The sequence below is a fragment of the Saccharopolyspora cebuensis genome (assembly GCF_039542665.1).
GTDB lineage: Bacteria > Actinomycetota > Actinomycetes > Mycobacteriales > Pseudonocardiaceae > Saccharopolyspora > Saccharopolyspora cebuensis.
The window spans coordinates 262,839-276,822 of the sequence record NZ_BAABII010000006.1; the positions used below are offsets into that span (position 1 = coordinate 262,839).

General features: G+C 74.2%; 12 protein-coding genes. 2 read left to right on the forward strand and 10 right to left on the reverse strand.

Translation table 11 applies throughout. The annotated features are described in order from the left end of the window. Positions 1–16: 16 nt before the first annotated feature. The 8 genes from ABD976_RS12880 to ABD976_RS12915 form a co-directional block, all read right to left on the reverse strand. A complete protein-coding gene (locus ABD976_RS12880; RefSeq protein ID WP_345362414.1) occupies positions 17–2,146 on the reverse strand; it encodes a glycosyltransferase family protein in 2,130 nt (709 codons plus the stop codon). Positions 2,147–2,386: 240 nt separating this feature from the next. Beyond that, entirely contained in the window at positions 2,387–2,800 is a 414-nt protein-coding gene (locus ABD976_RS12885; RefSeq protein WP_345362587.1) for a CBS domain-containing protein, read from the reverse strand. 128 nt (positions 2,801–2,928) lie between these two features. Beyond that, entirely contained in the window at positions 2,929–4,494 is a 1,566-nt protein-coding gene (locus ABD976_RS12890; protein WP_345362417.1) for a glycoside hydrolase family 32 protein, read from the reverse strand. 27 nt (positions 4,495–4,521) lie between these two features. Continuing rightward, entirely contained in the window at positions 4,522–4,803 is a 282-nt protein-coding gene (locus tag ABD976_RS12895; protein ID WP_345362420.1) for an HPr family phosphocarrier protein, read from the reverse strand. A 43-nt stretch (positions 4,804–4,846) separates the two neighbouring features. Beyond that, entirely contained in the window at positions 4,847–6,340 is a 1,494-nt protein-coding gene (locus ABD976_RS12900; RefSeq protein WP_345362423.1) for a PTS fructose transporter subunit IIC, read from the reverse strand. Continuing rightward, complete coding sequence (locus tag ABD976_RS12905; protein WP_345362426.1) at positions 6,337–6,798, reverse strand: PTS sugar transporter subunit IIA; 462 nt, start codon at positions 6,796–6,798, stop codon at positions 6,337–6,339. The genes ABD976_RS12900 and ABD976_RS12905 overlap by 4 nt, the downstream gene beginning before the upstream one ends. Next, positions 6,795–7,739 (reverse strand): 1-phosphofructokinase, encoded by a 945-nt coding sequence (pfkB, locus tag ABD976_RS12910; protein WP_345362429.1) that lies wholly within the window; start codon positions 7,737–7,739, stop codon positions 6,795–6,797. The genes ABD976_RS12905 and pfkB overlap by 4 nt, the downstream gene beginning before the upstream one ends. Then, on the reverse strand, positions 7,736–8,494 hold the full coding sequence (locus ABD976_RS12915; protein ID WP_345362432.1) for a DeoR/GlpR family DNA-binding transcription regulator: 759 nt from the start codon (positions 8,492–8,494) through the stop codon (positions 7,736–7,738). The genes pfkB and ABD976_RS12915 overlap by 4 nt, the downstream gene beginning before the upstream one ends. Before the next feature lie 111 nt (positions 8,495–8,605). Here ABD976_RS12915 and ABD976_RS12920 point away from each other — a divergent pair, with 111 nt between their 5' ends. Next, positions 8,606–10,249, forward strand: coding sequence for a putative PEP-binding protein (locus ABD976_RS12920; RefSeq protein ID WP_345362435.1), 1,644 nt, complete (start codon positions 8,606–8,608; stop codon positions 10,247–10,249). Positions 10,250–10,368: 119 nt separating this feature from the next. After that, entirely contained in the window at positions 10,369–11,526 is a 1,158-nt protein-coding gene (locus ABD976_RS12925; protein WP_345362438.1) for a glycerophosphodiester phosphodiesterase family protein, read from the forward strand. A 15-nt stretch (positions 11,527–11,541) separates the two neighbouring features. Here ABD976_RS12925 and ABD976_RS12930 read toward each other — a convergent pair whose 3' ends face one another. Together ABD976_RS12930 and gdhA are read right to left on the reverse strand one after the other, a co-directional pair. Continuing rightward, positions 11,542–12,507 carry an arsenic resistance protein gene (locus tag ABD976_RS12930; RefSeq protein ID WP_345362441.1) on the reverse strand — a complete coding sequence of 322 codons (966 nt, stop codon included), beginning with the start codon at positions 12,505–12,507 and terminating at the stop codon, positions 11,542–11,544. 73 nt (positions 12,508–12,580) lie between these two features. Continuing rightward, the gene (gene gdhA, locus ABD976_RS12935; RefSeq protein ID WP_345362444.1) at positions 12,581–13,936 is read right to left on the reverse strand and encodes an NADP-specific glutamate dehydrogenase; all 1,356 of its coding nucleotides are present in this window, start codon (positions 13,934–13,936) and stop codon (positions 12,581–12,583) included. Positions 13,937–13,984 lie beyond the last annotated feature (48 nt).

Here is a 13,984-nt window from a genome sequence, read left to right on the forward strand (position 1 = left end):
GGCTAGCGCCCGGTCCTCACTGGTAGGCCCAGTAGCCGAAGGAGCGGTAGTTCGGGTAGGGACCGACGTACTCCTGGGTGGGCGCCATCCGGATCTCGATGGTGTCGGAGGTGACCCGCTCGCCCGGGATGGTGATCACCGACTCCGCCCAGCCCCGGGGGTGCGGTTCGAGGAGCTGGTTGCCGATCTCCACCCCGTCGACCTGCACCCGGACCTCCCGCGCACCGGTGTAGGCGCCGGGCTTGGGTTCGGTCGAGTCGTGCCGCATGACCAGTTGCACCGGCTGCCCCGGGGTCAACCCGTTCAGGGTGAACTCCTCGGTCCCCCAGACGTGCCGGTAGCTGTCGACGACCTCCCGGCCGCCCTCCGCCACGGTGTGCAGGCCGGTCGCGGGCTGGAAGTTCCGGCGGGGCGGGTCGATGCTGTGGTCGTGCGCCTCCTCGTCGGCCATCGACCCGACGTTGAGCCGGTCGCGGAGCTGCCCGGAGACCTCGACCAGCGGCTGCGCCCCGCTGCCCAGCTCGCTCCAGTCGGCCCGGTAGACGGTCATGTTCGGCAGCGCGAGCATGGTGGTGCCGAACACCGACCCGTCGGCCAGCTCCTCCAGCCGGATGCCGTCCGGCATCGCGTCGTAGATGGCGATGTAGTCCGGTCGCTGCTGCGCGGTCCACCCGCTGAGCACCTCGTACAGGCTGCCCATGCCGTTGATCGCGGCGTCGGCCACGCCGTTGGTGGTGAGCCCGACCAGGTCCACCGTCTCGTGCCCGCCCAGGTAGGCCGCGGCGCCGACGTCGTGCACCCCGATCGACGCGTCCGGCGGCAGGTGCCCCTTCATCCAGGTGGCCAGGGCCACGATCCGGGTCCGGATCGACTCCGAGTCCCGCCCGACGTTGTTCGCCCACAGCGGCAGCGACACCGCGGTGAACACCAGCGCGACGCCGAGCAGCGCGGTGGCCGCGCGACGCCCGGCGCGACCGGCCAGCCAGGTCGCCACCGAGGCGAGGCCGACCACGCAGGCCAGCGCGAACAGCGGCAGGAACGGCTGGAGGTAGCGCACCTGCTGCCACAGCGCGGTGGCCATCGTCGAGATCGCCAGCACCGCCAGCGCCATCCCGGCCGCCATCGCCAGCCCGACCTGCCTGCGCACGCCACCGCGCGCGGTCAGCGCCACCACGCCGATCGCGGCCACCGCCAGCGCACCGGGGAACGCGAAGTCCTGCCTGCTCAGCCCGCTGAGGATGGACAGGAACTCGCGGGCGTTGGCCGCCACCCCGCCCGCGAACTCGCCCCAGGTGAAGTGCGGGGCGCTGAGCAGCGACTTGGCCTGCGAACCGTTCGGCGAGGAACTCCCGGTCGCCGCCTTGTAGAACAGCAGCTGGGCGCCGGTGACCCAGATCGGCAGCAGCGCCCACAGCGACCACCCGGCCGCCCGCGCGGGCCGGTGCCTGCGCCACGCGGCGACGAGCATCAGCAGCACCAGCGGTGCCAGGAAGACGAACGCCTCCAACCGGCACAGCGCGGCCAGCGCGACGACCGCGGGGGTGAACCGGAACAGCGCGCGCGGCGCCTCCGCGGTGAAAACCAGCAGGGCGGCGACCAGCAGCAGCGCGGTGAGCGACACCTCCATGCCGCTGGTGGCGCCCCACAGCAGCGGCCCGCTGAGCGCGGCCAGCACCCCGGCCCAGATGCCGGTGCGCCGACCGGACAGCCGACCGCCGAGGACCACGACGCCCGCCGCCGTCAGCGCGTGGCAGACGACGCCGAACAGCACCGCGGCGGGCAGGAACAGCGCGCCCTGCACGCCGAGGAAGTACAGCGCGCCGAGCAGCACCACGTACAGCAGGCTGCTCGCGCCGGTGCTGATCGGATCACCGGTGTTGTACTGCAGGAAGTGCCCGGAGCCGATCTGCTTGGCGTACTGCAGGTGGATGTAGGCGTCGTCCAGCGGCGGGATGTAGCGCCCGCCGTTGTAGTACAGGTTCACCCCGACGAAGCCGAGCCCGGCCAGCAGCCCGAGCCCGAGCACCCACCACGGGGCGCGCTCCCGGCGGTGGGGCGGCCCGGGGCGACGGGCGGTGCGCATCCGGGGCGGCGGATCCGCCGTCGCCTCCAAATCGGGGGCGGCGAACTTCTGCTCGATGGTCACGCGCGCGGACTCCTCTCCCGGTTCGCGGGGCCGTCGATGCGACCGCACCCGCGCGGGAAAGCCACGGCGCGCTGAACGGCGGCGGTTGCTGGCACGCCGGGACCACGCCAGCCACGCCGAAAACGTTCACCAGAAAGAGTTAACTGTGATGTGGCTCACTTCACCCCCGGAGCCCGCCGCCCGGAGCAGCGGAGGGCGGCGACTTCGGGGCAACGGCTCCGAAGTCGCCGCCCCCGGCGGTCAGCGGGACAGGGCGTCGACCAGTTCGCCGGTGCGCGAACCGGGGAGCGAGCGGGCGACGTCGGACAGCGTGATCATCCCGACGAGCCTGCTGCCGTCGATGACCGGCAACCGCTTGACCCCGTGGCGGGACATGGTCGTCATGACCTCCTCCAGCGGGTCGTCGGCCCCGATGGTGACGGCCTCGGCCTGGTTGAGGTCGCCCGCGGGGAAGGTGCCCGCGTCGCGCCCCTGGGCGACGACCTTGACCACCAGGTCGCGATCGGTGACCACGCCCTTGATCTTGTCGTCCGGTCCGCACAGCGGCAGGGCACCGACGCCCTGCTCGGCCATCAGCCGCGCGGCGTCGGCGGCGGTCCCGTCGGTCCGGACGCACCGGGGATCGGCGGTCATGATCTCGCGTGCCGTGTTCACGGCCATGTCGCACCTCCACGACGAGGGGCCATCGTTCCCGCCGTGGGTGCTACCCACCGGCCGGGCACCCGAATCCCGCCGCCGACCACGGGTCGGGCTCCGCCACCCGCACCGCTCCGGCAGTCCCCTCACGCGGTCAGGTCGAAGACCTCCAGCGACGGGACCAGGACCCGACCGCCGGTGGCGAACAGCCGGAGCGCGTCGCTCCCGGCGTCGGGGAACACCAGCTCCGTCAGGACGACCTGGCCGCGGTCGGCGTAGACCTCCACGCAGGACCGGTCGGCGATCAACCGCAACCGCAGCACCCCGTCGGGCACCGCGAGCGGTGCGCCGTGCTTCGCCGGGAAGGTCGCGCTGACCGGGGTCGACCCGGACGCCGTGCGGTCGACGAACAGCTCGCCCGCCGCGACGTCGTAGCCGACGCGGGTGCGCCCCGCCTCCCCCGCGAAGACGTCGAACCCGAACGACGTGGCCGTGTCGAGCCGGAACTCGGCGACGACGTCGAGCGCTGTCCCGGCGAACTCCGGCCCCGGACCGGTCACCGCGCCGCTCCACCGCCGCGCGCCGGTGCGGAGCCGGTCCAGCTCGGCGACGGGCCGCTGGGTCAGCGCCGGACCGGAATCGGTGGCGGTGAGCCCGACCTGCCTCGGCACGGTCATCGCTCCCCGCCACGGGGAGGTGGGCACCTGCTGGGCGTAGGCCCAGTTGCTGAGCCACCCGACCCACAACCGGCGGCCGTCGGCGGCCGGGACGTCCGACCAGGACTGCGCGGCGTAGAAGTCGGCGCTGCGCTCCGCCCACCGGACCTGCTCGGCCGGACCTTCCGCGACGAACGCGGTGCCGTCGAAGTCGCCGAGGAAGTACTGCGTCCCCGAACCGCCCGCGGGCCCGCCGGGGTTGATGCTGACGACGAGCACCCACCGGGTGTCGGCGGTGTCGCCGTCGACGGGCAGCTCGAAGAGGTCCGGGCACTCCCACACGCCACCGTGCGCCCCGTGCTCGCGGCCGAACTCGCTGAGCAGCCGCCATTCGCGCAGGTTCGGCGAACCGTAGAACCGGATGTGGTCACCGGCCGCCAGCATCAGCACCCACTGGCCGGTGGGTTCGTGCCGGATCACCTTCGGGTCGCGGAAGTCCTGGACACCCGGGTTCGGGATCACCGGGTTGCCCTCGAACTTGGTCCAGGTGCGCCCGTTGTCGGCGCTGTGGGCGATGCTCTGCTGCTGGGTGTCGCCCGCGCTGGTGTAGATCGCGACCAGTCCCGCGCCACCGCCGAAGAACCCGCTGGTGTCGTGGTGGTCGACCACGGCGCTGCCGGAGTAGATCTCGCCGAGCTCGTCGGGCAGCAGCGCGACGTCCAGCTCCTGCCAGCGGGCCAGGTCGGTGCTGATCGCGTGGCCCCAGCTCAGGTTGGCGTGCTCGGTGCTCTCCGGGTTGTGCTGGAAGAAGAGGTGGTACTCGCCCTGGTGGAAGACCAGGCCGTTGGGGTCGTTCATCCAGTTCCGCGCCGGGGTGAAGTGCACCTCCGGCCGCCAGCGGGGCGTCCCGCCGGGCGGTGCGGCCGGGACCGCCGACCAGGCCGGCGGCGCGGCCAGGCCCAGTCCCAGGGCAGCGCCGGTTCCGGCGAGGAAACCGCGTCGGGTGAGTTCGGGACGGCTCGGACGGGGACCTGGTGCTGCGGTCGCTTCGGGCATCGATCCTCCTTGATCGGGCCGCGGCGGTCAGGCGGTGACGGGCTCTTCGTCGAGGTCCTGCTCCAGCAGCGCGGCGAGTGCGTCGAGCGCTTCGGGGCTGTCGGAGGTCAGCTCCACCTCCTCCCCGTGCCGGGCGCCGAGGGTCATCAGGGCGAGCACGCTGGCTCCGTCGACGGGCGTTCCGGGTCGGCCGTCGGTGACCTTGGCGATGGTCACCGGGGACGGCTGGGCGGCGGCCTGCTCGGCGAACAGGGCCGCGGGCCTGGCGTGCAGGCCGATCGAGGCGGCGATGGTGGCGCGTCGTTGCACGGGGACTCCTCCCGGGTCGATTGCTGCTCGGGCGGTGCCGAGCTCAGGCGGTGGCGGCCGTGGTGGTCGGCGCGGGGATGTCGGGTTCGGTGCCGCCGCCGATCCGCTTGGCCACCAGCACCGCCCCGGCGGCGACGACCACGCCCGCGGCGATCGCGAGCAGGTACGGCAGCGCGTTGCCCGCCAGCGGCAGCACGAACAGCCCACCGTGCGGGGCGCGCAGGGTGGCGCCGAAGGCCATCGACAGCGCCCCGGTGGTGGCCGAACCGACCACGATGGACGGGATCACCCGCAGCGGATCGCTCGCGGCGAACGGGATCGCGCCCTCGGTGATGAACGAGGCGCCCAGCAGCCATCCGGTGCGCCCCGCGTTGCGCTCGGCCGGGGTGAACAGCCTGCCGCGGAGCGCGGCGGCCAGCGCCAGGGCCAGCGGCGGGACCATGCCCGCGGCCATCACCGCCGCCATGATCTCCAGCGAGGTCTGGTTGCCGATGCTCAGGCCGCCGACCGCGAAGGTGTAGGCGACCTTGTTGACCGGTCCGCCCATGTCGAAGGCGATCATCGCGCCCAGCAGCCCGCCGAGCAGCGCCGCGTTGGCCCCGGACAGGCTGCCGAGCCAGTCGGTGAGCCCGGTCATCACCGCGGCGATCGGCTTGCCGATCAGCACGAACATGACGGTGCCGACCACGAGCGAGCCCACCAGCGGCAGCACCACCACCGGCATGATCCCGGCCACCGCGCGGGGGACGCGGACCCGGCGCAGCCCGGCGACGACGGCACCGGCGAGCAACCCGGCGACCAGGCCGCCGAGGAACCCGGCGCCGACGGTCACCGCGGCGTAGCCGCCGACGAACCCGGGGGCGATCGCCGGGCGGTCGGCCATGGCGTAGGCGATGAACCCGGCCAGCACCGGTACCAGGAACTCGAAGGCCCCGGTGCCGATCTGGTTGGTCAGCGCCGCCCAGCTCGTCAGACTCGCGGGGTCGAAGTGCTCGGTCACGTCCGGGGCGTCGCTGATCCGGTACCCGCCGAGCGCGTAGCTCAACGCGATGAGCAGGCCGCCCGCGGCCACGAACGGGATCAGGTAGCTCACCCCGGTCATCAGCCACTGGCGCAGCCGGGCGGCCGGCCCGGCGCCCGACTCGACCGCACCGGCCTGCTCGACCGCACCGGTCCGCTCCGGCCCCGCCGCCGGTTCCGCGGCGGGGGCGTCACCGGGCTCGGCGGGCCGCCCTGCGGCGGCGGTCCGCGCGCGGTCCAGCAGCGCCGCGGCGTCGTTGATGGCCTGCTTGACCCCGGCCTCGACGAGCGGCTTGCCCGCGAAGCGTTCGCGGTCCTGCACGCCGACGTCGGCGGCGAAGATCACCGCATCGGCCGCCTGGATGTCGGCCGCGGACAGCGGGGCGGATCCCGCCGAACCCTGGGTCTCCACCCGGATCTCGGCCCCGGCGTCCTTCGCCGCCTGCTCCAGGGACTCGGCGGCCATGTAGGTGTGCGCGATGCCGGTCGGGCAGGCGGTCACGGCGACGAGCCTCATGGCGCGACCTCCCCGCGCACGTACTCGGCCAGCGCCGCCGGGTCGTCGGCCTCGCGCAGCGCCTGCGCGAACTCCGCGCGCACCAGCCGCCGGGCGAGCGCGGCGAGCACGGCCAGGTGCGCGTCCCCACCCCCTGCCGGTGCGGCGATGAGGAAGATCAGCGTCGCGGGCCCGTCCGCGGCGCCGAAGTCGACGCCCGCGGCGCTGCGGCCGAAGGCCAGCGTCGGCGCGGTCACCGCCGACGAGCGGCAGTGCGGGATCCCGATCCCGCCTTCCAGGCCGGTGGCCATCTGCTGCTCGCGGGCTTCCACGTCGGACAGGAAGGTGTCGAGGTCGGTGACGCGCCCGGCGTCGGCCAGCCGCATCGCCAGCGACCGCACGGCTTCGCGCCGGTCGTCGGCCCGGAGGTCGAGGTCGACCAGGTCGGGCGTGATCAGTTCGGTATCGGTGGGCGTCATGCCGCCGCTCCAGTGAGGCTCAAGGATTCGTCCACTTCGTGCACCCGCACCGATGCCGTGCGCACCTGGTGCGGACCGGGCATCCGGGAGCCCGCGAGCCCGACGGCGGCGGCGCCGTGGGCGACCGCCGCGCGCAGGGCCGAAGGCCCGGTGCCGCCCGCGTGCAGGAAACCCGCCAGTGCCGCGTCTCCCGCTCCGACGGTGCTGCGCACCGCCGCCGCCCGGCTCGTCGCGTGCCAGGCTCCGCTGTGCTCCACCAGGAGCGCCCCGTGCTCGCCGAGGCTGACCAGGACCGTCCGCACCCCGGCCGCGCGCACCTCGGTGGCGACGGCGAGCACGTCGCCGAGCCGCCGCAGCGGCCGGCCGGCGAGTTCGGACAGCTCCTGGAGGTTCGGTTTGATCAGGTCCGGTCCCGCCTGGCAGGCCGCGGTCAGACCCGGGCCCGAGGCGTCGACCGCGACGCGGGCTCCCGCACCGCGTCCGGCGCGCACCAGCCGGGCGTGCAGATCGGTGCCGTCGCCCGCGGGCAGGCTGCCGGAGCTGACCAGCCAGTCGGCCCGCGCGGCGAGCTCGGCCGCCTTGCCCTCCAGCGCGGCCCGTTCGGCACCGGTCAGCTCCGGGCCGGGCTCGTTGAACTTGCTCGTGGTCCCGCCGGCTTCGACGACGGTGACGTTGCTGCGGGTCGCCGCCTCGATCGGCACCTCGACCACCGGCACCCCTTCGGCGGCGAGCAGTTCCGCCATCCTGGCCCCCTCGGCGCCACCGGAGGGCAGCACCGCGACCGCCGGGCGCCCGGCCGCGGTGAGCGCCCTGGCGACGTTGACGCCCTTGCCGCCCGGGTCGAGCCGCGCGGGGCCGACCCGGTGGATCGCCCCGGGCACGAGGGCGTCCACCAGGACCGTGCGGTCCAGGCTCGGATTCGGGGTGACGGTGACGATCATGCCGCCACCACTTCGGTCTCGGCGGCGAGTTCGGTCCACGCCGCCTCGTCCAGACCGTCGTCGGTGACGACCACGTCCATCTCGGCGAGCCGGGCGAACCGGCTGAACTGGTCGTCGCCGTACTTGCTGTGGTCGGCCAGCAGCACCCGCCTTCTGCTCGCGGTCACCATCGCCGTCTTCACCGCGGCTTCGGCCGGGTCGGGCGTGGTGCAGCCGCGCGCCGCGGAGAACCCGTTGGTGCCGAAGAAGCCGACGTCCACGGTCAGCCCGCCGAGCACGTTCAGCGCCCAGGACTCGACCGAGGCCAGCGTCGTCTCCCGGATCCGCCCGCCCAGCAGGTGCAGGGTGCAGTTGCTCCGGGTGGCGAGCTGGTTCGCCACCGGCAGCGAGTTCGTCACCGCGGTGAACTCCCGGTCGTTCGGCAGCAGCGCGGCCAGCCGCGCGGTCGTGGTGCCCGCGTCGAACAGCAGCGTGCCGCGCGGGGGCAGCAGGTCCAGCGCGGCGCGGGCGATGCGTTCCTTCTCGGCGGAGTTGGTCCGGTCCCGCAGGGACACGCCGGGCTCGAAGTCGAGGCGTTCCACCGGGATGGCGCCGCCGTAGACCCGGCGCACCACGCCGCGCCGTTCCAGCGCGCCGAGATCGCGCCGGATCGTCTCGGGCGCCACCTCGAACTCGGTCGCCGCGGTCATCACGTCGATGCGCCCGTCGCGGCGCGCCCGCTGCGCCAGGAGCTGCTGCCGCTCCGCCCCGTACATGCCCGTTTTCCTCCGGTTGATATTTGGTGTTGCCCGAGTATGCCCCTTGTTGTCATATTGTCAAGGCCGTGCGAACGGCGGATGAGCAACGCGCAACCCGAGGGGAGCTCCATGACCGGCAGCAGCACTCCCGCCGTCCCGTCCGGGGTCGGCGTCAGCCCCGGCCGCGCCTCCGGCCCGGTCGTGCGGGTCGCCGACCCCCTGCCGGAACCGGCTCGCGGTCCGGCACCGGCCGACCCGGCGGCCGAAGCGGCCCGGATCCGTCCCGCCGCCGAGGCCGTGGCGCGGCAGTTGCGGACCCGGGCAGCGGCGGCCGCGGGCGAAGCCCGGTCGGTGCTGGAGACGACGGCCGCGATGGCGGTCGACCCGACGTTGCTGGCGCAGGCGGAGAAATCGGTCGCCGAGCGGTCGCTGCCCGCCGCGCGGGCGGTGCACGAGGCGGCCGAGCAGGTCGCCGAGATGCTGGCCGCCGCCGGCGACTACCTCGCCGAGCGGGTCCGCGACGTGCGCGACGTGGCCGACCGGATCCGGGCCGAGCTGGGCGGGGTCGCGCCACCGGGCGTTCCGGTGCTGACCGGTCCGAGCGTGCTGGTGGCCCGCGACCTCGCCCCGGCCGACACCGCCGACCTCGACCCGGAGCTGGTGCTGGCCCTGGTCACCGAGGAGGGCGGCCCCACCAGCCACACGGCGATCCTGGCCCGGGCGCTGGGGATTCCGGCCGTCGTCGCCGCCCGCGGTGTTCTCGTCGCAACGGCCGCGGGCGCCACCGTGGACGGTGACGGGGGTGTGGTCGAACTGCACGCCGGGCCGGTTCCGGCCGTGGCCGCACCGCGCAGCCGCGGCGACTGGCACGGCTCCGGCACCACCGCCGACGGCCACCCGGTCACGCTGCTGGCCAACATCGGCTCCCCCGCGGACGCGCGCGCCGCCGGGGCGGCGGACGGCGTCGGGCTGTTCCGCACCGAGTTCTGCTTCCTCGCCGCCACCGCCGAACCCGGGGTGGCCGCCCAGCGCGCCGCCTACGCCGAGGTGCTCGCCCCGCTGCGCGGGAAGCCCGTCGTGGTCCGCACCCTCGACGCGGGCGCGGACAAGCCGCTGCCGTTCCTCGACTCCGGAGCCGAACCGAACCCGGCGCTCGGCGTGCGCGGACTGCGCGTCGCCTTCGACCGGCCGGACCTGCTGCGCCGGCAGCTCGACGCGATCGCCGCCGCGGCCGGGGACACCGGCGCCGACGTGTCGGTGATGGCGCCGATGGTCGCGACCGCCGAGGAAGCCGCGTGGTTCGCCGACCTGGCCCGGGAAGCCGGGCTGGACCGCGTCGGCGTCATGGTCGAAACCCCGGCCGCCGCGCTCGGCGGCGCGGCACTGCTCGACGTCGTCGACTTCGTCAGCATCGGCACCAACGACCTCGCGCAGTACACCTTCGCGGCGGACCGGATGACCGGCGCGCTGGCGGGGCTCAACGATCCGTGGCAGCCCGCGCTGCTCCGGTTGATCGCGATGCTGGCCGACGCGGGCCGCGAGCGCGGCACACCGGTCGGGGTGTGCGGCGAGGCCGCGGCCGACCCGGCCCTGGCCGCGGTCCTGACCGGACTCGGGATCACCAGCCTGTCCATGACCGCGGCCGCGCTGCCCGCCGTCGGCGCCCGCCTGGCCCGGCACGCGCTGGCCGACTGCGAGCAGGCCGCGCGGGCCGCCCTGACCGCGGCGGGCGCGGATGCCGCGCGCACCCGCGCCCGCGACGCCCTGGCCTGAGCCCGGCGCCGCTCCGCCCGTTCACCGGCCCGCAGGGCGGCCGACAGCGCGAATCCAAGTGGGCTCCACGCGCGGGCGGCATCCTCACCGGTCGAAGTGACCGAACACCGGGAGGGTCGATGCCGCACCTGTCGATGCGGCGGCAGCCGCGCGCGACCGGCACCGCCGCGGCGCCGCACGGGGACCGGCGTCCGCGACGGGCGCCCAGGACCGCCCTCGTCGGCCTGGTGGTGGCCTGCCTGTGCGGCGGGCTCACCGCGCCGGCGACCGCCGAGCCGCGCCCCGGGCCGGGGCGCTTCGACCTCCAGGCGCACCGCGGTGGTACCGGGCTCGTGGTGGAGAGCACGCTCGCGGCGTTCGCGAACGCGCTGGAGCTCGGGGTCAGCACCCTGGAGCTCGACGTGCAGATCACCGAGGACGGCCGCGCAGTGGTCACCCACGACCGGCAGGTCTCGGCCGCGGTGTGCCAGGACACCGGACCGGCCTTCCCCGGCGACCCCGAGTACCCGTACGTCGGCAAGTACGTGCGCACCCTGACGTTGGCGCAGGTGCGCACGATGGACTGCGGCTCGCTGACCAAGCCGCAGCACCCGGGGCAGCGGCCGGTGCCGGGCGCCCGGATGGCGCTGCTGTCGGAGGTGTTCGACCTCGTCGAGCGCTACCGCGCCCAGCAGGTGCGGTTCAACGTCGAGACCAAGGTCGAAGCCGCCGCCCCGGACGAGACCGCACCCCGCGAGCAGTTCGTCCGCATCGTGGCCCGCGAGGTGCGCGAGGCCGGGCTGCTGCACCGGGTGAGCGTCCAGAGCTTCGACTGGGGCGCGCTGATGCGGATGCGGGAGGTCGAGCCGCGGCTGCCGCTCGTGGCGCTGACCAACGGCGACTTCCTCGAGGTCGGCGAGCCCGGCGCCTCGCCGTGGCTCGGCGGGATCGACATCGACGACTTCGGCGGCGATCTGGTCGCCGCCGCCGCCTCGTTCGGCGCCGACGCGATCTCGCCGGTGCACGGGATGCCGCAGGACGGCCGCGTCACCGACCCGGACTACCGGCCCTACACCACGCCCGGGCTCGTCACCCGCGCGCACGCGGCGGGGCTGGCCGTGATCCCGTGGACGGTCGACGACGAGCCGACCATGGCCGCCCTGATGGACGCCGGCGTGGACGGGATCATCACCGACCACCCGGACCGGCTGCGCGAGCTGATGGCCGACCGCAGGCTCAAGCTCCCCAAGCGGTACCCCGCCCCGCAAGACCCGGGCGAGCGGGGACCGGGCGACTGACGCCGCGGGCGGCGATCACCGGTCGGGCAGGAGCCGGGGCACCGCCCGGACGTAGGCGACCATGCCGACCACCTCGACGAGGGTCTGGGTGACCACGACGACCGCGGCGAGGGCCAACGCGTCGGGCAGCGCCAAGGCCAGCGGGAGGACCACCAGCGAGTTGCGGGTGGCACCGGTGAACACGATCGCCCGCGCCTCCGGGACCGCGAGCCGGAACAGCCGCGCCACGCCGAGACCCGCGAAGGCCATCACCACCAGGAAGAGCACGTAGAACGGCACGACCCCGGCCACGTCGGCGAGGCCACCGCCCAGCTCGGGCACCTGGGAGGCCACCACGGTGAACAGGGTCGCGGCCATCAGCGGCACCATCGCCGTCCCCAGCGCGTCGGCGGTCCGCCGCCCCGCCGGACGGCGGGCCGCCCAGCCCTGGGTGAGCCAGGCGAGCGCCAGCGGGAGGACGATGAGCACGACGAACGCCTCGAGGAACGGGCCGACCTCGACGACCTCGGCCAGCTCCGGTCCCAGGAACAGCAGCAGGTAGCCGGGGAGCAGCACCAACTGCGCCAGCAGCAGCAGCGGGGTGGCGGCCAGCAGCCGCCTGCTGCTGCCGCCCGCCAACCCGCTGAAGGCGATCACGTAGTCCACGCACGGCGTCAGCAGGACCAGCAGCACGCCGAGCCGCACCGCCCGGTCGTCGGGCAGGAACGCGAACAGCGCCGCGACCACCAGCGGGACCACCGCGAAGTTCACCACCAGCGCGGCACCCAGGAACCGCCCCGCCCGCAGCGAACGTGCCAGCTCGGCGGCGGGCACCTGCAGGAACGTCACGTAGAGCAGGGCGGCGAGCACCGGGTTGATGGCGTGCTCCAGCCCCGGCCCCGCGCCGGGCGCGATCCAGCCCAGCAGGGCCCCGGCCACCAGGGCCGCCAGGTAGACGGCGACCTGGTGCCGTTCCAGGCCGGATGCGGACGGCAACGGCATCGCTCCTCGCAGCGGTCGACGGCGGGCCCGCGAGCACGACCCGCGGGTCGGCCCCCGAACGGGAGACCGGCGCTCAGATGACGCCGAGGTCCAGCATGGTGTCGGCGACCTTGATGAACCCGGCGATGTTCGCGCCGAGGACGTAGTTGCCCGGAGCGCCGTAGACCTCGGCGGTCTCCCGGCAGCCCTCGTGGATGTCGGCCATGATCTCCGACAGGCGCGCATCGGTGTAGTCGAAGTGCCACGAGTCCCGGGACGCGTTCTGCTGCATCTCCAGGCCGGAGGTGGCGACCCCGCCGGCGTTGGCGGCCTTGCCGGGCCCGAAGGCGACCCCGGCCTCCAGGAACACCTTCATCGCACCCGGGGTGGTCGGCATGTTCGCGCCTTCGCCGACCGCGGTCACGCCGTTGCGCACCAAGGTGGTGGCCGCGTCGTCCGCGAGCTCGTTCTGCGTCGCGCAGGGCAGCGCGATCGCGCAGGGCACGTCCCAGATCGAACCGCCCTCGACGAACTTGGCGCTGCCCCGGCCCTCGACGTACTCCTTGAGCCGCCCGCCGCGGACCTCCTTGAGCTCCCGGACCGCCTCGACGTCGAGGCCCGCCTCGTCGACGACGTAGCCGCCGGAGTCGGACATGGCGATCACGGTGCCGCCGAGCTCCTCGGCCTTCCGGGCGGCGTAGATCGCGACGTTGCCGGAACCGGACACCACGACGCGGCTACCGTCGAACCCGGCCCCGCGGGTGCGCAGCATCTCCTCGACGAAGTAGACCGTGCCGTACCCGGTGGCCTCGGTCCGCACCTGCGAGCCGCCCCAGTTGAGCCCCTTGCCGGTGAGCACGCCCGACTCGTAGCGGTTGGTGATGCGCTTGTACTGCCCGAACAGGTAGCCGATCTCGCGGCGGCCGACCCCGATGTCCCCGGCGGGCACGTCGGTGTACTCGCCGAGGTGGCGGTGCAGCTCGGTCATGAACGACTGGCAGAACCGCATGATCTCGCCGTCGGACTTGCCCTTGGGGTCGAAGTCGGAGCCGCCCTTGCCGCCGCCGAGGGGCAATCCGGTGAGCGCGTTCTTGAAGATCTGCTCGAAGCCGAGGAACTTGATCACGCCGATGTTCACCGACGGGTGGAACCGGAGCCCGCCCTTGTACGGCCCGAGCGCGGAGTTGAACTCGACGCGGAAACCCCGGTTGACCCGGACCTCGCCGGAGTCGTCGACCCACGGCACGCGGAAGATGATCTGGCGCTCAGGCTCGCACAGCCGTTCGAGCACCCCGGACTTCAGGTACTCGGGGTGCCGCGAGAGGGCGGGTTCCAGCGATTCCAGGACCTCGTGCGCAGCTTGGCTGAACTCGGGCTGGTGCCCGTCCCGGAGCTGGATGGTCCGGTAGACGTCGGCCGTCAGCTGCAGGCCGTCGGGGGCTTGGTTCATCAAGGGTGCGGACTCCTCCACCATCGGACATGCAGTACGACCGTACTG

Bases quoted from the DNA above. Each gene is read 5' to 3' on its own strand.
- ABD976_RS12890 (WP_345362417.1), bottom strand. From the start codon at position 4,494: ATGCCCGAAGCGACCGCAGCACCAGGTCCCCGTCCGAGCCGTCCCGAA.
- ABD976_RS12915 (WP_345362432.1), bottom strand. From the start codon at position 8,494: ATGTACGGGGCGGAGCGGCAGCAGCTCCTGGCGCAGCGGGCGCGCCGC.
- ABD976_RS12900 (WP_345362423.1), bottom strand. From the start codon at position 6,340: ATGAGGCTCGTCGCCGTGACCGCCTGCCCGACCGGCATCGCGCACACC.
- ABD976_RS12905 (WP_345362426.1), bottom strand. From the start codon at position 6,798: ATGACGCCCACCGATACCGAACTGATCACGCCCGACCTGGTCGACCTC.
- ABD976_RS12930 (WP_345362441.1), bottom strand. From the start codon at position 12,507: ATGCCGTTGCCGTCCGCATCCGGCCTGGAACGGCACCAGGTCGCCGTC.
- ABD976_RS12925 (WP_345362438.1), top strand. From the start codon at position 10,369: ATGCCGCACCTGTCGATGCGGCGGCAGCCGCGCGCGACCGGCACCGCC.
- ABD976_RS12920 (WP_345362435.1), top strand. From the start codon at position 8,606: ATGACCGGCAGCAGCACTCCCGCCGTCCCGTCCGGGGTCGGCGTCAGC.
- gdhA (WP_345362444.1), bottom strand. From the start codon at position 13,936: ATGAACCAAGCCCCCGACGGCCTGCAGCTGACGGCCGACGTCTACCGG.
- pfkB (WP_345362429.1), bottom strand. From the start codon at position 7,739: ATGATCGTCACCGTCACCCCGAATCCGAGCCTGGACCGCACGGTCCTG.